15 protein-coding genes are annotated in these 18,314 nt (G+C 63.1%); 7 read left to right on the forward strand and 8 right to left on the reverse strand.

The features are described from left to right. Positions 1-335: 335 nt before the first annotated feature. The 5 genes from CJU94_RS11945 to CJU94_RS11965 form a co-directional block, all read right to left on the reverse strand. A complete protein-coding gene (locus CJU94_RS11945; protein WP_095418865.1) occupies positions 336-1,646 on the reverse strand; it encodes an MFS transporter in 1,311 nt (436 codons plus the stop codon). An 83-nt stretch (positions 1,647-1,729) separates the two neighbouring features. Then, on the reverse strand, positions 1,730-3,022 hold the full coding sequence (gene eno, locus CJU94_RS11950; protein WP_095418866.1) for a phosphopyruvate hydratase: 1,293 nt from the start codon (positions 3,020-3,022) through the stop codon (positions 1,730-1,732). An 8-nt stretch (positions 3,023-3,030) separates the two neighbouring features. After that, complete coding sequence (pyk, locus tag CJU94_RS11955) at positions 3,031-4,449, reverse strand: pyruvate kinase (RefSeq protein WP_095418867.1); 1,419 nt, start codon at positions 4,447-4,449, stop codon at positions 3,031-3,033. 1 nt (position 4,450) lies between these two features. Beyond that, a complete protein-coding gene (locus tag CJU94_RS11960; RefSeq protein WP_095418868.1) occupies positions 4,451-5,791 on the reverse strand; it encodes a glycerate kinase type-2 family protein in 1,341 nt (446 codons plus the stop codon). A gap of 240 nt (positions 5,792-6,031) precedes the next feature. Then, the gene (locus CJU94_RS11965; RefSeq protein ID WP_095418869.1) at positions 6,032-7,126 is read right to left on the reverse strand and encodes a tartrate dehydrogenase; all 1,095 of its coding nucleotides are present in this window, start codon (positions 7,124-7,126) and stop codon (positions 6,032-6,034) included. A gap of 110 nt (positions 7,127-7,236) precedes the next feature. Between CJU94_RS11965 and CJU94_RS11970 the strand changes: the two genes are divergently transcribed. Continuing rightward, the gene (locus tag CJU94_RS11970; protein WP_095418870.1) at positions 7,237-8,163 is read left to right on the forward strand and encodes a LysR substrate-binding domain-containing protein; all 927 of its coding nucleotides are present in this window, start codon (positions 7,237-7,239) and stop codon (positions 8,161-8,163) included. 228 nt (positions 8,164-8,391) lie between these two features. Here the strand turns inward: CJU94_RS11970 and CJU94_RS11975 are convergent, their stop codons facing one another. After that, a complete protein-coding gene (locus CJU94_RS11975; RefSeq protein WP_095418871.1) occupies positions 8,392-9,165 on the reverse strand; it encodes an SDR family oxidoreductase in 774 nt (257 codons plus the stop codon). 249 nt (positions 9,166-9,414) lie between these two features. Here CJU94_RS11975 and CJU94_RS11980 point away from each other — a divergent pair, with 249 nt between their 5' ends. Continuing rightward, positions 9,415-10,335 carry a LysR family transcriptional regulator gene (locus tag CJU94_RS11980; RefSeq protein WP_095418872.1) on the forward strand — a complete coding sequence of 307 codons (921 nt, stop codon included), beginning with the start codon at positions 9,415-9,417 and terminating at the stop codon, positions 10,333-10,335. A 167-nt stretch (positions 10,336-10,502) separates the two neighbouring features. Here CJU94_RS11980 and CJU94_RS11985 read toward each other — a convergent pair whose 3' ends face one another. Further along, positions 10,503-12,923, reverse strand: a complete 2,421-nt coding sequence (locus CJU94_RS11985; protein ID WP_095418873.1) for a glucose/quinate/shikimate family membrane-bound PQQ-dependent dehydrogenase — start codon at positions 12,921-12,923, stop codon at positions 10,503-10,505. Between the two features lie 159 nt (positions 12,924-13,082). Between CJU94_RS11985 and CJU94_RS40830 the strand changes: the two genes are divergently transcribed. From CJU94_RS40830 to CJU94_RS12010, 5 genes are all read left to right on the forward strand, one after another. Beyond that, positions 13,083-13,274: a hypothetical protein gene (locus tag CJU94_RS40830; protein WP_157763737.1), complete on the forward strand. Its 192-nt coding sequence runs from the start codon at positions 13,083-13,085 to the stop codon at positions 13,272-13,274. Positions 13,275-13,411: 137 nt separating this feature from the next. After that, positions 13,412-13,954, forward strand: coding sequence for a helix-turn-helix transcriptional regulator (locus tag CJU94_RS11995; RefSeq protein WP_095420315.1), 543 nt, complete (start codon positions 13,412-13,414; stop codon positions 13,952-13,954). Continuing rightward, positions 13,951-14,367 (forward strand): VOC family protein, encoded by a 417-nt coding sequence (locus CJU94_RS12000; RefSeq protein WP_095418875.1) that lies wholly within the window; start codon positions 13,951-13,953, stop codon positions 14,365-14,367. The genes CJU94_RS11995 and CJU94_RS12000 overlap by 4 nt, the downstream gene beginning before the upstream one ends. 202 nt (positions 14,368-14,569) lie before the next feature. Further along, positions 14,570-15,379, forward strand: a complete 810-nt coding sequence (locus CJU94_RS12005; protein ID WP_167397529.1) for a hypothetical protein — start codon at positions 14,570-14,572, stop codon at positions 15,377-15,379. A 191-nt stretch (positions 15,380-15,570) separates the two neighbouring features. After that, entirely contained in the window at positions 15,571-16,059 is a 489-nt protein-coding gene (locus CJU94_RS12010; RefSeq protein ID WP_095418876.1) for a metallophosphoesterase family protein, read from the forward strand. 75 nt (positions 16,060-16,134) lie between these two features. On the opposite strand, the gene proP is transcribed toward CJU94_RS12010, so the two are convergent. Continuing rightward, positions 16,135-17,637 carry a glycine betaine/L-proline transporter ProP gene (gene proP, locus CJU94_RS12015; protein ID WP_244220958.1) on the reverse strand — a complete coding sequence of 501 codons (1,503 nt, stop codon included), beginning with the start codon at positions 17,635-17,637 and terminating at the stop codon, positions 16,135-16,137. Between the last annotated feature and the right edge of the window lie 677 nt (positions 17,638-18,314).

The following is an 18,314-nucleotide window of genomic DNA, read 5'->3' on the forward strand; positions in this document are numbered from 1 at the left end:
AGGTGCGCATCACTCGCCAGCGTATGGTCGGAAAAATCGCCCGACACAGTGGCGCGGACATAGCAGCCGGTGTAACGCCCGGTCGCCCGTGGCATTCCACTGCGCGCCCATGGAACCGGGTGACTATTTCTCGCGACGGACGGGAACTGCCCGGCGAGCGTTCGGATACGTGCTCTCGGCCACGAAGGGACGCTCGCCGGTGTGACACCGAACGACCGCTTTCGATCAAGTCTCTCGGTAAGGCGTCTTCGCGACATCAGTTGAGATACCCGCGGCCGGGCAAGGCCAGACTGAACCCATCTGCAGGCCGCTTCGATCCCTGACGATCAGTCAGCTTAGTGACCGTGCCGTTGGCCAACGGGTGCGTGTGTTTGCTGTGCTCGCCGACTCAGCATCAATGTCACGACGGCGGACACCGCCAACGTCGCGGCGACGACATACAGTCCGGCCGAATAACTACCCGTCACGTTTTTCAGCCAGCCGATCACAAACGGGCCGACGAAGCCGCCGAGATTGCCAACCGAGTTGATCATCGCGATGCCCGCAGCCGCTCCCGCGCCGGAAAGAAACATGCTCGGCATCGCCCACAGCGGCGCTTTTGCGGCGCTGATACCGATATTCACGATGACCAGTGCAAGAATGACCATCAATGCCGTGCTGGCCTGACCGACAAAGACAAAACCCAGGCACGCGAGGACACACGGGATCACCACGTGCCACGTGCGTTCTTCGGTGCGATCGGAATGCTTGGCCCACAGAATCATTGCGACTACCGCCAGTACGCTGGGAATGCCTGCAATGAGGCCGGTCTCGAACGAGCCGAAGCCATACTGACGGATGATCAGCGGAGCCCAAAGGCCGAGCGTGTACAGACCCGCCGACGTACCGAAGTAGATCAAGGCGAGCGCCAGAACCCGTGGGTCGCGCAATGCGCTCAGCGCCCCGGCGGTATGCCCGGCGTGCGATTCCCGTGCGTCAGCTTCGGCCTTCAGCTTCGCAATCAACCACTCGCGTTCTTCGGGTTGCATCCAGTGTGCTTTCGACGGCGCGTCCGTCATGTACTTCAACACCACGAAGCCAAGAATGATTGCGGGAAGGGCTTCAAGGATGTACAGAATTTGCCAGTCGGCCAGGCCGGCGATCGGCGGCAGCTTCATGATCGCGCCTGAGATCGGCGAGCCGATCGCCGTGGAGATGGGAGCCGCCGCCATGAACCAGGCCGCTGCAACGGCGCGCTGGCGCGCCGGGAACCACAGGCTCAGGTACAGGATGATGCCAGGGAAGAAGCCGGCTTCCGCGACGCCGAGCACAAAGCGAAGCGCGTAAAAGGTATTCGGGCCGATCACGAAAGCCGACGCTGCGGAAACGATGCCCCACGTTACCATCACGCGTGCGATCCACAATCGCGCCCCGACCTTGTGAAGAATCAGGTTCGACGGCACCTCGAACAGAAAGTAGCCGATAAAAAACAATCCACCACCCAGGCCAAACGCCGTCGGCGAAAGGCCGATGGCTTTGTTCATTGTCATCGCGGCGAAACCCACGTTGACGCGGTCGAGAAAACTGACGAAATACAGCAGCATGACAAACGGAATTATCCGCAGCATGAGCTTCCGGGAAACCCGGGCTTCGAGATCGGAAATCATTGTCTCCTCCTTGGAGGCTTGAGCATTGCTCTATTGAAAATGGGATACGTAAGCACGCAGTCCGGCAGCCATTGGTCCGGCTTTTATGGTCTGCCGATGGCCAACGGGAGGGCGGATGCTCCGCGATACAACGCCCTGTCGCCGAGTTCCGCCTCGATGAGTAGAAGCCGGTTGTACTTGGCCGCTCTCTCGGAGCGGCATAGAGAACCAGTCTTGATTTGTGTCGCCGCCGTGCAGATGCTTAGATCAGCGATGGTCGTATCCTCGGTTTCGCCGGACCGATGCGAAATCACCGATGAATAGCCCGCCTGTTCCGCCATGGCGATAGCTGCCAGCGTTTCGGTAAGCGTGCCGATCTGATTCGGTTTGATGAGAATCGAGTTGGCGACTTTGCGCTCGATGCCTTCTCTCAGGATCGCTGTGTTGGTCACGAACAGATCGTCACCGACGAGTTGCAGCCGGTCACCAAGCCGCTGGGTCAGCAGATTCCAGCCGTCCCAATCGTTCTCGGCCATGCCGTCTTCGATCGACACGATCGGATAGCTGTCAGCGAGTTTTGCCAGATATTCGACGAAGCCGAGCGAGTCGAAACTCCGTGCCTCGGAGGCAAGCTCGTATTTGCCATCGATGAAGAATTCGGAACTCGCCGTATCCAGGCCGAGGTGAATGTCCTTCCCCGGCGCGTAACCGGCCGTCTCGATTGCGAGCATGATGATGTCGAGCGCTGCCTCATTGGATGCCAACTCGGGAGCGAAGCCACCTTCATCGCCTACGGCGGTCGAAAGTCCCCGCTCTTTCAGGACGCTTTTGAGTGCGTGGAAAACTTCGACGCCCCAGCGCAACGCTTCTGAGAAGGTGGGTGCGCCGACCGGCAGGATCATGAATTCCTGAAGGTCCACATTGTTGTCCGCGTGGGCGCCACCATTAATGATGTTCATCATTGGCAACGGCAAGTGCGCCGTCTGCGTCGTTGCAACGGACCTGTAGAGCGGAACCCTTGCTGCCACGGCCGCCGCCTTGGCTGTCGCCAGCGAGACTGCGAGAATCGCATTCGCACCGAGACGCGCTTTCGTCGGTGTGCCGTCCAGCTCGATCATGCGGCGATCAATGACAGTCTGTTCGATCGCCTCGCATCCGAGCAACGCCTGCCGCAGCTCTCCGTTGACGTGGCCTACGGCGAGCCGGACCCCTTTGCCGGCGTATCGGGTCGTATCGCCATCACGCAACTCCAGCGCCTCGCGCGCGCCGGTCGATGCGCCCGACGGGGCGATGGCAAATCCGGTTGAACCGTCGTCCAGCGTCACCCGCGCGGCGACAGTCGGATTACCTCGGGAATCGAGAAGCTCAAATCCCTTGACGTCTTGAATACGTGCCATTTCACACCTCACTGGATTTGCGCGATGCGCAGTAGATTGGTCGTGCCGGGTGTCCCAAAAGGCACGCCCGCGGAAATCACGACGGTCTGTCCCGTTCTTCCAAACCCTTCTTCGCGGACGGTATGGCACGCGAGTTCGCTGACTTCGAGAACGTCGATGACTTCGTCGCAGAGAACAGGGTGCACGCCCCACGCCAATGCCAGGCGACGGGCAGTGGCCTGTCGCGGGGTCATGCCGATAATTGGCGCGCACGGCCGTTCGCGCGCCATCCGCAGCGCCGAATATCCGGAACTCGTGTAGGCAACGGTCGCGGTCGCGTTAAGCAGACCCGTGACATGGCGCATTGCGTACCCGATCGCATCCGCGGTATTTGCACGAGGCGCCGTATGCGAAGCAGTGATCACCTCGCGGTAGTACGGGTCGGCTTCTGTCTGGGTAATGATGAGATCCATCATCCGCACGGCTTCGACGGGATATTTGCCACTTGCCGATTCGGCCGATAACATCACGGCATCGGCACCGTCGTAGATGGCTGTTGCTACATCGGAGGCTTCGGCTCGCGTAGGAACGGGGGCTGTAACCATCGATTCGAGCATCTGTGTAGCCACGATGACAGGCTTCCCGGCTTTGCGACAGGCCCGCACGATGCGCTTTTGAATCGCTGGCACCTGCTCGGCTGGCATCTCTACACCGAGATCGCCTCGAGCAACCATCACGGCATCTGCTTCCTCTACGATCGCATCAAGGCTTCCGATCGCTGCGGGCTTTTCCAGCTTCGCGACGATCCCGATGCGGTCGCCTACAATTTTCCGCACCTCGAGAATGTCCTCGACGCGTTGAACGAACGAAAGCGCCAACCAGTCGATACCCAGCGTGAGGCCGAACTCCAGATCGCGACGGTCCTTGTCCGTCATTGCGGAAAGCGGAAGCACGACGTCAGGAACGTTGACGCCTTTGCGCTCGGAGAGTACGCCTCCAACAACAACAGATGTTTGCGCGAAGTCCGGGCCGCAACGCTCGACCCGGAGTTGGACACGCCCGTCGTCGAGCAGAAGATTCGTTTGCTCCTTGAGCGCTGCGAAGATCTCCGGGTGCGGCAACGCGACACGATTAATGTCGCCGGGTGTCTTTGCGTCGAGATCGAGGCGGAACATGGCGCCTTTCTCAAGCTTGATGGGACCATCTACAAACGTGCCAATCCGCAGCTTCGGACCCTGAAGGTCGAGCAACACGCCGATGGGCCGACCTGCGTCCTGCTCGATGGAGCGGATGATTTCGAGACGACGTTGATGGTCCTCGTGCGTTCCGTGGCTGAAGTTCAGGCGGAAGACATCGGCTCCCGCCTTGAACAGCGCTTCAATGGTTTCGCGACTGGTGCTAGCCGGACCCAAGGTGGCGACAATTTTTGCATTTCGATTGCGGCGCATCTTATCTACTCCCCGAAAGATCGCCGTGCTGAGCGGCAATAAAAATGGCACGGAAATCGTTGACGTTGGTCAGCGTCGGCCCGGTGATGACCGAGTCGCCAAGCGCCTGAAAGAAGCCGTGAGCATCGTTGTCTTCAAGACGCTCGGTCGCACGGATGCCACGCATCCTGGCCCGCGCCAGAGTGTCTGGCCTGAGAAGCGCGCCGGCGATTTCTTCCTGACCGTCAACGCCGTCTGTATCACCTGCAAGGGCGAATACACCGGGCTCGCCGTTCAGCGCGACGGCAAGGGAAAGCAGAAATTCAACGTTGCGTCCACCGCGGCCGTTTCCCCGGATGGTGACGGTCGTCTCTCCGCCGGACAGCAGGATGCAGGGTGCAGGGAAGGGCTGACTGCGTCGGCTTACCTGCATCGCAATGCCGGCCATCACGGCGCCCACATCGCGCGCCTCTCCTTCGATCGCGTCACTGAGGATGTAAGCGCATATTCCCGCGGCGCGTGACTGCGCCGCAGCGGCTTCGAGGGCGAGTTGAGGCGTCGCGATCAGATGGGTTTCGATGTCCGGCAAGCGGGGATCGTTGGGCTTTAACGTCTCCGTACGGTTGTTTTCCAGCAGATCGATGATCGCTGGGGACGCACAAATTTCGTAGCGTCGCAGCACCGCCAGGGCGTCCGCGCAGGTCGTGGCGTCCGGCACAGTCGGACCTGATGCGATATCGCTTGCGGCATCGGCGGGCACGTCCGAGATGATCAGATTGACGACACGAGCCGGATAGCACGCTGCAGCAAGGCGACCGCCCTTGATTGCCGAGAGGTGTCTACGGACGCAGTTCATTTCAGAGATGGTTGCGCCGCTGGAAAGCAATGCCTGATTGATTTCCTGTTTGTCCTGCAACGTCAGGCCATCGGCCGGTAGCGGCAACAGCGAAGATCCGCCTCCAGAGATGAGGCAGAGCACCAGGTCGTCGGCGGTCAGGCCCGAGACACGTTGCAGCATCCGTTGAGCTGCTTTCAGCCCGTTCTCGTCGGGTACCGGGTGGGCCGCCTCGACAATCTCGATTCGCTCGCATGCAACGGCGTATCCGTAGCGCGTGACGACAAGACCTTCGATCTCCCCGCTCCAGTGATCTTCGACTGCCTTCGCCATGGCTGCCGAGGCTTTGCCTGCGCCGATGACAATGGTTCGCCCGCGAGGCGGAGACGGAAGGAAGCCAGGGACGCGAAGCGCCGGTTGTGCGGTCGAGATGGCGGCCTTGAACATCTCTTGCAGCAGACAGTCGATATCCGGTTCGCTGGGCGCGCCGTTGTTCGCTGACGGCCTGACATGGGCGGAGGTTTTCATTTCTGCTCTCGCGTGGCGGCCGCGCTGGCCGGAGCAGAATCGAAGGGCGCGAGATCGAGTGAAGTGAACATGGTGTCTCCTGCTTCATATTTGCTGCGTAAGGACGAGTTCGACCGGCCGCGCAACGCAGCGGCGTTGTCGTAGTCTGAGGAACACGTGGGACGCCCGCGCTGCTCGACCGCGCCCACCACCTGGTGGGCGCGCGGTGCGGGCTGCAACCGTGCGCGGGTGGCCTGGCGCTTACGCTGCGTTGCTGCTGGGAACGGCCGCTTTCTCGATCAGCGCGCAAACAGCGGCAGTCACTTGCGCCGTCGTTGCGGTGCCGCCGAGATCGCGTGTGTGCAGAGACGTGTCAGCAGTGACGGCTTCGACTGCCTGCATGACACGCCTCGCGGCGTCGACTTCGCCGAGATGCTCCAGCAGCATGACGACTGACCAGAAGGTGCCGACCGGATTGGCGAGTCCCTTGCCCATGATGTCGAACGCCGAGCCGTGGATCGGTTCGAACATCGACGGATAGCGGCGTTCCGGATCGATGTTGCCCGTCGGCGCGATGCCGAGGCTGCCGGCGAGTGCAGCGGCCAGGTCGCTGAGAATGTCGGCGTGCAGATTGGTGGCGACGATCGTGTCGAGTGTGGCCGGACGGTTGATCATGCGTGCGGTCGATGCGTCGACCAGTTCCTTGTCCCATTTGACGTCCGGGAATTCCTTCGAGATTTCGAGTGCGATCTCGTCCCACATCACCATGGCGTGGCGTTGCGCATTGCTCTTGGTGATGACGGTCAGCAACTTGCGCGGTCGGGATTGAGCGAGACGGAACGCGAAACGCATGATCCGCTCGACGCCGGCGCGGGTCAGGATCGAGACGTCAGTTGCGGCTTCGATCGGATGCCCTTGGTGGACCCGGCCGCCCACGCCCGAATATTCGCCTTCTGAATTTTCACGCACGATGACCCAGTTCAGATCTTCCGGTTTGCAGCGCTTCAGCGGTCCATCGATTCCCGGCAGGATGCGGGTCGGCCGGACGTTGGCGTATTGATCAAATCCTTGGCAGATCTTGAGGCGCAGGCCCCACAGCGTGATGTGGTCGGCAATGTCCGGATCGCCTGCCGAGCCGAACAGGATCGCGTCCTTGTGGCGGATGGAGTCGAGGCCGTCCGCGGGCATCATGACGCCGTGTTTGCGGTAGTAGTCGCCACCCCAATCGAAGTTTTCGAACTCAAACGCAAACGACTTTGTGGTCTTTGCAAGTGCTTCGAGAATCTGCGCGCCAGCAGGTACGACTTCCTTGCCGATGCCGTCGCCGGGGATGGTTGCGATGCGATAGGTCTTCATGTCTCCGTCCTTCACGTGTTGTGGGGTGTGGGTGAACTTTATCCCTCTCTGACCGCAAAAACCGGTGCTAAACTCAAAGCATCCTTAACTTTCATTCACAAGTGAAGGTCATGCGCGACACCGTCGACCCGTCTGATTTGAGTTTCTTTTCGACACTTGCTGCGTCGGGCAGTCTGAGCGCCGCGGCCCGGGAACTGGGACTGACGCCCGCAGCCGTCAGCAAGCGTCTGACGCTGATGGAAAGCCGCGCGGGCGTTGCGCTGATCAACCGAACCACGCGCCGGATGATGCTCACCCCGGAGGGCGAGTTGTACCTCGAGCACGCACGCCGGATTCTCGATGAGATCGACGAGTTGGCTGAACTATTGGGCACGGCGAAGAAGAGTCCGAAGGGATTGCTGCGCGTGAACGCGACGCTCGGCTTCGGACGCAGCCATGTCGCGCCCATCATTTCGCGCTTTGTGGCGAAACATCCGCAGGTGTCGGTTCAGCTTCAGTTGTCTGTCACGCCGCCGCCGCTGACAGACGACACGTTCGACGTCTGTATCCGTTTCGGTGAGCCGCCCGATACGCGCGTGGTCGCACGTCGTCTCGCCGGCAATCGGCGGCTGCTGTGTGCCGCGCCTTCGTACATCGCCGCACGTGGCATACCGATGACCGCGCACGACTTGACGCGGCACAACTGCATCGGCATCCGCCAGGGCGATGAAGCCTACGGCGTGTGGCGTTTGACCTCAGGCAGGGGCGCTTCGCGCAAGACGGAAGCCGTGCGGATCAACGGCACGTTGACGACGAACGATGGTGAGATCGCGGTGAAGTGGGCGCTCGAAGGACACGGCATCCTGATGCGCGCCGAGTGGGACATCAAACAGTATCTGGCCGATGGCTCACTGGTTCAGGTGTTGCCCGACCATGACACGCCGAACGCCGATATTTTTGCGGTGTATTCGCAGCGCCACCAGATGTCGAATCGCATCCGCGCGTTCGTCGACTTTATCGCGCAGGACCTTGGTAGCGAAGCGCGCGAACTCGCGTAACGGCCTGGCGGCGAGGTGTTGAAAGCGGACCGTACCTTGAGAGCCCCCGTAGATGTCGCGCTGCGTTATCAGGCTGCCCATCTTCCGTTCCGGCCAGGAACAGCCGGGCACGTATCGCACGCCAGCGCCCCTGGCCGTACCACCGGCGTCGTCCGCCCTTGCCATCACCCACACCTCGCCGATATCGGATGCGAGCGATTTCATTCGCTCGCTCGCTTACTCGCTCGCTCACTTAGTCGTATAACCGCCGTTGATCAGAATGGTTTGCCCCGTAATCCACCACCCGTCGCTGACCAGATGGCGGATGAAGGGCACCACATCCTCGATGTCGGTCAAGCCAGTTCTGGAGAACGGCGAGAGGGCGGCGGCGGTCTTGTGGTAAGCCACCGCGTCGGCGCCTTCGGCGGGATAGAAGAACGGCGTGTCCATCGGCCCGGGGCCGACCGCTGTCACGGAGATGCCGCGCGCGCCGAATTCCCGGGCCGCCGCGCGCGTGAAATGCTCGACCGGCGCCTTGGTGCCCGCATAGGCGGCGTAAAACGGAGTAAATGCGCCGAGCAGCGACGTGACGAGCGTGACGATCTTGCCGTTGTCGTTCACATGCTTGCCAGCCTCTCGGAGAAAGAAGAACGCAGACTTGGAATTCACCGCCGTCATTTCATCGTATTCGGCCTCGGTGATGTCGACAAACGGCTTCTTCAACACCTTGCCGACCGTATTGATCGCAATGTCGGGGCGGCCGACGGCGGCGGCGACATCCGAAAACAGCTTCTCGACCGCGCCGGCCGAGGTCAGATCCGCCTGGAAAGCGACTGCCGTGGCACCCGCCGATTCGATCGCGGCGCGTGTTTCTTCCGCTGCGGCTTTGGAGCCGGCGCTGTTGTAATGGATCGCCACTGCCTTCGCGCCCTGTGCGGCGAGATCCCGCGCAATCAGTCCACCGAGGTTCTTCGCCCCGCCCGCAATGACGACGGTTTTGCCTTTGATGCTGTGGTCTGCCATGGTTCATCCCCAGTGTCGAAGCCGCCCGATGCAGCCTCCCATCCTGCCGGATGATATATTCCAGGAAAATCATTTAAACCTATTGTTTCTGACATCACTGGTCAGAAAAGTCGAACAGTGGAAAGGCGTGCCTGGACATGACGATGAGCGAGACCGCCGGCGCGCGAGCGTGCCGGACCGATGGACTGCATCCCGCGCACAAAGCTGAACATGTCATCGAGCCGAGCGGTCTTGTAGGTGGGAGCGAACGTGGATCGCATTGACCTGTTTCGCGTCTTCGCGCGCGTGGTCGAATGCGCGAATTTCACGCGCGCCGCGGACACGCTCGGCTTACCTCGTTCGTCCGTATCCGCGGCGATTCAGGAACTGGAAGGGCGGATCGGCGCCCGTCTGCTGCATCGGACAACGCGCAAAGTGTCGCCGACGCAGGATGGCGCCGCGCTCTATGAGCGTTGCCTGCGTCTGATCGCCGATGTCGAGGAGACCGAGAACCTGTTCCGGCAGACTTCGGTAGGGCCGGGCGGCATGCTGCGCGTGGACGTTCCCGGTCGTATAGGACGGCTGATCATCGCTCCCGCGCTGCCGGACTTCCTTGCCTCCTATCCGAAGATCGACATCACGCTCAGCCTGACCGATCGCACGATCGACCTCGTGGAAGAGGGCGTCGACTGCGTGCTGCGCGTGGGTAAGCCGCACGATTCCGGCATGATCGCGCGTCCCATTGGCGATCTGCCATTGATCAACGTAGCGAGCCCCTGCTATTTGTCCCGTCACGGCACACCATGCACCCCCGGCGACATGACGGCCCATCAGGTGGTTCACTATGCTTCGCCGTCGAGCGGGCGTATCGCGCCCTGGGAGTGGCTAGACGGCGAAACCGTAAGGACGTTGAGCACGCAGGGCCGCGTGAGCGTCAACAGCGCGGAGGCCTATATCGCGTGTTGCCTTGCGGGACTCGGCTTGATCCAGATTCCTGCCTATGACGTGCAGCAGCATCTGCGTGCGGGCGAATTGATCGAGGTGATGCCCGATTATCGGGCCGCGCCCATGCCGATGAACTTGCTCTATCCGCATCGGCAACATCTGTCGCGCAGGGTTCAGGTGTTCGCCGACTGGCTCGATGCGCTGTTGAAAGGGCAACTCGCAGGCAATTCGAGTGGAAGAAAGTGAAACCGGCCGATCAGGGCGCCGGTTCTTCCTGGCACGGTAGCCAGCACCTTTGACAGCGGTTGATTGGCAAGGACGCCTACGGTGATGGCGGGATTCATTCGGCCGTTGCAATCCGGAATGCGGGCGGTGCTGGCGCACTTCGCGCCGCACCGCGCCCGATCAATCCGCTACTGCGGCAGCGCGTAAGCCATCACATAATCGCCGAGCCTGGTGCCGAACGACCCGTGGCCTCCCGCGGCGATCACAATGTACTGACGACCGTCGATGGAATAGCTCATCGGCGTGGCCTGGCCGCCCGCGGGCAGGCGCGCGCGCCAGAGTTCCTTGCCGTTGTTCGCATCGAACGCGCGGATATAGTTGTCCGCCGTCGCACCGATGAACGCGACGCCGCCCGCCGTCACGATCGGCCCGCCGAGCATCGGCATGCCCATCTTGAACGGCAGCGGAATTGGCGAGCTGTCGCGCACGGTGCCGATCCGCTTCTTCCATACGATCTCGTTGGTCTTCAGATCGATCGCCGAAATGTAGCCCCACGCCGGCTGTTTGCACGGCAGGCCGAACGGCGAGAGGAACGCGTTCAGCGTCACGCCGTACGGCACGCCGTATTGCGGCTGGATGCCCACCTCCGTGCCGCTGCCTTTTTCGCCGGGGTGCGGCTGCATCGGATTGCCCGGGCCGCGTGGGATCAGACGCGAGACGAACGGCAGCGCGATCGGATTGGCGATGGCGATCTGTCGATCGGTGTCGACAGCAATGCCACCCCACTCGAACATGCCGAGGTTGCCTGGAAACACCAGCGTGCCTTGCAGCGAAGGCGGCGTGAACGTGCCTTCATAGCGCAGTTTGTGGAACATCACGCGGCACACGAGCTGGTCGTACATCGTCGCGCCCCACATGTCGGCGTCGGTGAGCAGGTTCTTCGGACGGAACGTGAGTTCGGAGAACGGTTGCGTGGGCGACACGTGATCGCCGGGCGCGGCGCCTTGCGGCACCGGCGTTTCGGGCGCGGGCACGACCGGCGCGCCGCTGCGGCGATCGAGCACGAACAGGTTGCCGGTCTTGGCGGGCGCATACACGACCGGCACGGGCTTGCCGTCCTTGCCGGTGATGTCGGCGAGCGTGGGCTGCGAAGGCTGGTCCATGTCCCACAGATCGTGGTGCGCGGTCTGGTAGAACCAGGCCAGCTTGCCCGTCGATGCATGCAGCGCCAGCAGGCCGCTCGCATAGCGCTCCTGCTCGGGCGTGCGGTTGCCGCCCCAGATGTCCGGCGTCGTCACGCCCATTGGCAGATAGATGATGTCGAGCTTCGCGTCATAGGCGGAGGGAGCCCACGAGTTCGGCGAATTGAAGGTGTAGTGTTCGCCCGCGCCCGGGATTTTGTTCGGGTCTTGCGCGCCCGGATCGAACGCCCACAGCAACTGACCGGTGCGCACGTCGAAGCCGCGAATCACGCCCGAAGGCTCGCGGGTCGAGAAGTTGTCTTCCACCGCGCCCGCCACGATGATCGCCGTGTTCGTGACGATCGGCGGCGAGGTCGGCTCGTACATGCCCGGCGTCGTGACCGGTTGCGCGTGCTGCAGGTCGAGGTCGCCGTTATAGCCGAAGTTCACGCAGCGCTCGCCGGTCTGCGCGTCGAGCGCGTAGAGATGGCCATCGTTGACGGGCAGATAAATGCGTCGCGTACACGCAGCGTTGGACGAGGACGCCGCCGCGGCTGCCGGAGCGGCGTCGCTCGCGGACGCGGCGGGCTGCGCGGTCGCGGCGCTCGCCGACAGATCGAGGTACGACACGCCGCGGCAGGTCACGTGCTGGAACGACGGATCGGGCCGCAGCTTCGGATCGAACTTCCACTTCTGCTCGCCGGTCTTCGCATCGAGCGCGAACAGGATCTGGTGGGGCGAACACAGATAGAGCAGATTGCCGATCTTGATCGGCGTGACTTCATTGGTGATCTCGACGGGGTCGTTCGGACCTTTCATGTCGCCGGTGCGGAAGGTCCAGGCCACCTGCAGGTTCTTCACGTTCTCGGGCGTGATCTGCTGCAGCGGGGAATAGCGCGTGCCTTCCTGGGTGCGGCCGTAGGCCGGCCAGTCGGCGGGATCGATACCGTTGGGGTTTGCCGCGGGCGTGGTGAACGCCGCGCTCAGGGTGCCGTTGATGGTCTGCGGATCGTTGAAGCTCGCGTAGACGAGCACGCCGGCCCAGATCACGAGCGCGCCGGCGAGCGACGCGACGCCGAGCCTGCGCGGCGCGTCGAGGCGCCAGCTCACGAGCAGCAGCAGCCACACGCCGAACACGACGAGCACGCCGGAGCGCGGCGCAAGCGCCCAGAAGTCGGGACCCGACTCCCACAGCGCCCAGGCGGCCGTGCCGACCAGCACGAGTGCGTAGAGCACGAGCGCCGCCGGACTGCGGCGGTACAGCAGCCAGCTCACACCGAGCAGAACGACACCGGTCACGACGTAATAAGCAGACCCGCCCAGCGAGAGCAGCCATGCGCCGCCTATCAGCAGATAGAGCGCGGTGAGCGCGTTGAACAGCAGTGTGATGACGGCGATGAAGCCCGGCGATGTCGATTGTCTGGACATGATGACCTCAACCTTGTTCTTAAGGGTGCCGCTCGCACCGCCTGTCACGCGATGCCCGCAGCGCTCGTACGCCGGCGCGAACGCCAGCGACGCATCCGGCCGGTTCCCTGCGCTCGTGCAGACCGGTAAAACAGTGACGTGAACACCTGCATTATCCCGATGTTTGCACGGGTCTGGGATTCGTTGGCGGTCGGGATCGTCAGCGAACGCGAATCGCACGGCGTCGCGAATATCGGGAAGGTGCCGGTCGTGCCGTTCTTCACCTGCGCGACGGTGTCCCACGGCAACGTGCGCGCTCAAATTGTAGGTGGTGACGGGCGCATGGAGCGCCGCGTGGTTGCATCCGCATGAGAGACAAAGCCACTGTTGTCGTCTCCCATACGGATGCAGCCGATGCCGTGCGTCTCGAAGTTCCGTACACGCAATTTGCGCCCACGAAGGTCTCGCGCGAGCCTAAACTACGCATTCCGTCCGCACCTTCGGAACTCATGCCTCCTCGCGAAGACCATCATGCCCGGCCGCTTGCCTCGTCCCCTGCGCGGGTCAGTGTCGACGTGTTGCAAGATCCGGTCCTGCTACGCCGCCTGCTGCGCGCCAAAGACCGCATGGACACCGCCTCGCACGAGGCCTGGCCGGTCAAGCGTCTGGCCGAGGTCAGCGGCGTCACCGAAGCGCATTTCGCGCGCTCCTTCAAGCGGGCCTTCGGCGTCCCACCGCACCGCTATCTGCTGACGCGCCGAATCGAACAGGCCGCCACGCTGTTGCGCGACACCGCGCTCAGCATCACGGAAATTGCCTTTGCCACCGGCTGGGAGAGCCTCGGAACGTTCGGCCGCACCTTCCACGACATCACAGGCAAAAGCCCCAGCGCGATGCGCGTCGAGGCCCAAGCCAACATGCCTCGGCTCGAGAGCATGCCGGCCTGCGTCGTGAAGGCCGCGCAGCGCCCCGATCTCACCATCGCAGTTTTGGAGAAGCGCCGCGGTGCGGCCGGAGCTACAGTCCGGCCATCAACCAGGGAGGTGTCATGAACCAGGGTATCAATGTGGTAGGTCTGTACGTCGATAACCAGGACGAAGCGCTTGCGTTCTACGTCGACAAGCTCGGCTTCCGTGTTCACACGGACGTGCGCAACGGCGCTTATCGCTGGCTCACGGTCCAGCATCCCGATCAGCCGTCGTTTCAGCTCGGGCTGTTCACACCCGGCCCGCCCATCCACGACGAGGCCACCGCGCAAACTTTACGCGCCATGGTCGCCAAGGGAGCCATGCCGCCGCTGGTCCTGTCCGTGGACGACTGCCGCGCCAGTTACGACCGCCTGAAGGCCCGCGGCGTGGAATTCACCCAGGAGCCGGTGGACCGCTACGGCAGTGTCGATGCCGGTTTCCGCGACCCCGCCGGCAACGGCTGGAAGATGATCCAGGCGCCGAGGAGCATCACCTGATGCGGGGAGATTGTCGGTTCCGCCGCTGGGACATCCATCACCTTCACGTTGGCGGGGCGTCGCTCAATTCGTCGTTCGCGAGGAACGGGCGTGTGCGCCTTGCGGGTGTGGGCAAGCAATCGTCATTGCAACGGAATCGCGTGATCGGAATTGGCTTGACTGGCGTACCCGCACGCGTCGAATTCATGCGGGAAGCATAAACATGCTGCTCGCGCTCAAGCTGGTGCTGGTGCCTGCGTTTGTCGCCGCGCTGACCGTGGCGGGACGCGTGTGGGGGCCGTCGGTGGCGGGGTGGCTCGCGGGGCTGCCGGTGGTCGCCGGGCCCATCGTCTTGCTGCTCGCGTTGGAGCGCGGTTCGCCGTTCGCGGCGCAGGCGTCGGCGGCCTCGGTTGCGGCGATTGCCGCGTCGGAAGCGTTTAATTTTGCGTACGCATGGACCTGCCGGCGCTTTGCGTGGCCGCTTGCGCTGGTCGTCGGCATGGTGGGTTGGGTCGGCGTGGCGATCCTGCTCACGCAGTGTCCGGTCGGCCTCGCGTGGGCCATGGCGGCGGCCTGCGCGGCGGTTGCGGTGTCGCTCAGCGGCTTGCCGCGCGTGACCGGCCACGCGCCGGCGGCGCGTCTCGGCATCGGCGACCTCGCTGTGCGAATGCTCGGCGGCGCGCTGTTGACGCTCGCCGTGACCACGCTGTCCGCGTCGATGGGCGCCGCGTGGAGCGGACTGCTCTCGGTATTTCCCTTGCTCGGCATCGTGCTCGCGGTCTCGGCGCAACGGGCGCACGGCGCGGACTTCGTCGCATTGCTGATGCGCGGCATGGTGATCGGCCGTGCCTCGTTTGCGGCATTCTTCGCCGTGACCGCGACGCTGCTGCCGCGATATGACGTGTGGCTGAGTTTTGTGTGCGCGGCGGTGGTGTCGATCGTCGTGCAGGGCGCGACGAAGCGGATGCTCGACGCGAAGCGGCCGGCGCGGCTTGTGGCGCGTGAGCTCGCCAAGCGGCAGGCGGCGGATTGAGCGCGCGGGTTTTGCCGCATGTCTTGCTGCGGTTCAGTTCTGGTCGTCGCGGCTAGTCGCAGTTCGTTGCCGCGTACGGCTAACGGCCAAGGGCAAGCGACTAACAACGCTCCGCTAACGACCCGCGGCACGCACGCTCATGCGAGACGCGATCCCGCACACGGCCCGCCCATTTACCCGATACTGCCAACATGACCTTGCGCAATCGACCCACCACACGCACGAGAATCGGCCTGATCTCCGACACGCACAACCTCGTACGCCCGGAGGCATTGCACTATCTGGCAGGTTGCGACGCGATCATCCACGCGGGCGACATCTGCAACGAAGCCGTGCTCGCAGCGCTCACGCAAATTGCGCCGGTCACGGCGGTGCGCGGCAACAACGACACCGGCGACTGGGCCGCGTCGCTGCCGACGCATGCCACACTCACCGCGCAGCAAGTGGCGATACTCGTCGTGCACGACATCGCCGACGTGGGGGCCGACCCGCGCAGCCAGGGATTCGGCGTGGTGGTGACAGGTCATTCACACAAACCGTCGATCAGCGAACGCGACGGCGTGCTGTTCGTCAATCCGGGCAGCGCGGGGCCCAGGCGTTTCAAATTGCCGGTTTCTGCGGGCATCCTGATCGTCGAAGGGGCGAGCGCCGGCGCGAGCTTCGAGTCGTTGCTCCCATAAAAAAACGGGCCGGCAAAGGTTTGCCGGCCCGTTCTCACACAAGCGAACTTGCGCTAACAGCGGCGCGACGCGCGCTCAGGCACGCGCCGTGGCCGTTGCCGCATAACCTTCGTCGATCTCCGCGGCTTCACGCTCGCCGCGCAGCACGGCATGGGCTTCCGCGCGCGTCGCCACGCACGGGCCCGAGCCGAGCAGCGGCTTACGGGCGGTCTCGCGCAGTGCGAGCACCGAGACGATACCGATCAGCGAAGCGCCCATCAGATAGTACGCGGGCATCATCAGATTGCCGGTACGGTCCACCAGCCACGCCGTCACGAGCGGCGTCGTCCCGCCGAACAGCGACACCGAAATATTGAAGCCGATCGCGAGCGCGCCGTAGCGGATTTTGGTCGGGAACAGCGCCGGCAGCGCCGACGGCATTACGCCGGTAAAACACGACAGCAACACGCCGAGAATCATCAGGCCGCCGAACACCGGCAGCACCGTGCCCATGCGGATCAGCAGCAGGGCGGGAATCGACAGCGCGAACAGACCCACGCAACCGAACAGCATCACCGGCTTGCGGCCGATCGTGTCGGACAGGCGGCCGGCGGCGAGCGTCATCGGCATCATCAGCACCATGACGAGCAGCACGAGAAACAGGCCGTGCGTTTCGTTGAAGTGCAGCGTGGCCGACAGATAGCTCGGCAGATACGAGAGCGCCATGTAGTCGGTGACGTTGAAGATCAGCACGAGGCCGACGCACAGGAGCAGCGGCTTCCATTGCTGCATGAGCAGCTCGCGGAACGACTGCTTGGGCAGCGCCTTGTCTTCCGCTTCGCGTTGTTCGGCCTGCTTTTTGAACGCGGGCGTTTCTTCGAGCTTCATCCGGATGTACAGACCCACCAGCCCCAGCGGACCCGCGATCAGGAACGGCACACGCCAGCCCCACGAAAGCAGCGCGTCGTTCGAGAGCGTGGCGCTCAGCACGGCCACCGTGCCCGCGCCGAGCACGTAGCCGATCAGCGTGCCGAATTCGAGAAAGCTGCCCATGAAGCCGCGGCGCTTGTCGGTCGAGAATTCGGCGATGAAGGTCGCCGCGCCGCCGTACTCGCCGCCGGTCGAGAAGCCTTGTACCAGACGCGCGACCAGCAGCAGCACCGGCGCGAAAATGCCGATCGTCGTGTAGCTCGGAATCAGACCGATCGCGAAGGTGCCGAGCGCCATCATGATCATGGTCATGGCCAGCACGCGCTGACGGCCGATGCGGTCGCCAAGCGGCCCGAATACCATGCCGCCCACCGGCCGCACGAGAAACGCCGCGGCGAACGTGCCGAAGGTGGCGATCAACTGCGCAGCGGGGCTCGCCGACGGAAAGAACACTTTGCCGAGCGTGACGGCGATGTAGCTGTACACGCCGAAATCGAACCATTCCATCGCGTTGCCGAGCGCCATCGCGCCGACGGCCCGCTTGAGGAGAGATTTGTCGACGACGGTAATGTCGTCCAGAGAGAGGCGTTGTTCTTCTTTGTGATGTCGCCAGAAGCCGTTGCTGGAAGCGGTCAAGGTGAAAACTCCAATGACTGCGACGAAACTCATGATGCGCATGAACGTTCCGCCACGGTTGCTGGGAAGCGCGGTTTCGCGGGCGAGGCGAAAAGCGTCTCCATCGCCACGGAAGGGCGACAGAGCAGGGCGCGATGGAAAACACAACGCCCGTGCCTCGCGAGACAGGTCGCGAAAAAACACTCGTCTAGATTGTGCTGACTGTTGCACCTGCGTGGCCGTGGAAGGGGGGCAGGTGCATGAGGACGCTGGGGTGGCTGAAAAGCCGGCCCGTGCGCCGCTGGAAGGCTTGAAACGAAAAAGGCCGGTGCTTTATTCGCTGCTCATGCGGTGACATGAGACGGGAAACGACCGACAAGCCTTCTTGTATAAAAACTGTTCAATCCGGCTCGGCAAACGCACTGCGCGCCAGCCTGAAGAGAACGTGAATGAAGGTGAAATGCTGTTGGAACGGTGCACATGATAGCACGATGACAGAGGATCGTGCAAACCCGGTATCCGGCGGGGGGCTCGGCGAGGGTGCTCAATCCCTTGCCGGGCGGGGGATTGAGCGGATCCCGGCAGTCTGAAGAAGTAGCTTAAAACGGCGCGAAAATGTACCGGTTGGAGAATTTTTTAACGGGTGCGGCAGGGTCGGTGGCGTGCCCGGCTTCTGCCGACCATGCTGAGGGCCCGCGACCGGCGCGGACAAAAAAATCCGCGCACGTGGC

The organism is Paraburkholderia aromaticivorans, assembly GCF_002278075.1.
GTDB lineage: Bacteria > Pseudomonadota > Gammaproteobacteria > Burkholderiales > Burkholderiaceae > Paraburkholderia > Paraburkholderia aromaticivorans.

Bases quoted from the DNA above. Each gene is read 5' to 3' on its own strand.
- CJU94_RS11945 (WP_095418865.1), bottom strand. From the start codon at position 1,646: ATGATTTCCGATCTCGAAGCCCGGGTTTCCCGGAAGCTCATGCTGCGG.
- eno (WP_095418866.1), bottom strand. From the start codon at position 3,022: ATGGCACGTATTCAAGACGTCAAGGGATTTGAGCTTCTCGATTCCCGA.
- pyk (WP_095418867.1), bottom strand. From the start codon at position 4,449: ATGCGCCGCAATCGAAATGCAAAAATTGTCGCCACCTTGGGTCCGGCT.
- CJU94_RS11960 (WP_095418868.1), bottom strand. From the start codon at position 5,791: ATGAAAACCTCCGCCCATGTCAGGCCGTCAGCGAACAACGGCGCGCCC.
- CJU94_RS11965 (WP_095418869.1), bottom strand. From the start codon at position 7,126: ATGAAGACCTATCGCATCGCAACCATCCCCGGCGACGGCATCGGCAAG.
- CJU94_RS11970 (WP_095418870.1), top strand. From the start codon at position 7,237: ATGCGCGACACCGTCGACCCGTCTGATTTGAGTTTCTTTTCGACACTT.
- CJU94_RS11975 (WP_095418871.1), bottom strand. From the start codon at position 9,165: ATGGCAGACCACAGCATCAAAGGCAAAACCGTCGTCATTGCGGGCGGG.
- CJU94_RS11985 (WP_095418873.1), bottom strand. From the start codon at position 12,923: ATGTCCAGACAATCGACATCGCCGGGCTTCATCGCCGTCATCACACTG.
- CJU94_RS40830 (WP_157763737.1), top strand. From the start codon at position 13,083: ATGTTTGCACGGGTCTGGGATTCGTTGGCGGTCGGGATCGTCAGCGAA.
- CJU94_RS11995 (WP_095420315.1), top strand. From the start codon at position 13,412: ATGCCTCCTCGCGAAGACCATCATGCCCGGCCGCTTGCCTCGTCCCCT.
- CJU94_RS12000 (WP_095418875.1), top strand. From the start codon at position 13,951: ATGAACCAGGGTATCAATGTGGTAGGTCTGTACGTCGATAACCAGGAC.
- CJU94_RS12005 (WP_167397529.1), top strand. From the start codon at position 14,570: ATGCTGCTCGCGCTCAAGCTGGTGCTGGTGCCTGCGTTTGTCGCCGCG.
- CJU94_RS12010 (WP_095418876.1), top strand. From the start codon at position 15,571: ATGACCTTGCGCAATCGACCCACCACACGCACGAGAATCGGCCTGATC.
- proP (WP_244220958.1), bottom strand. From the start codon at position 17,637: ATGAGTTTCGTCGCAGTCATTGGAGTTTTCACCTTGACCGCTTCCAGC.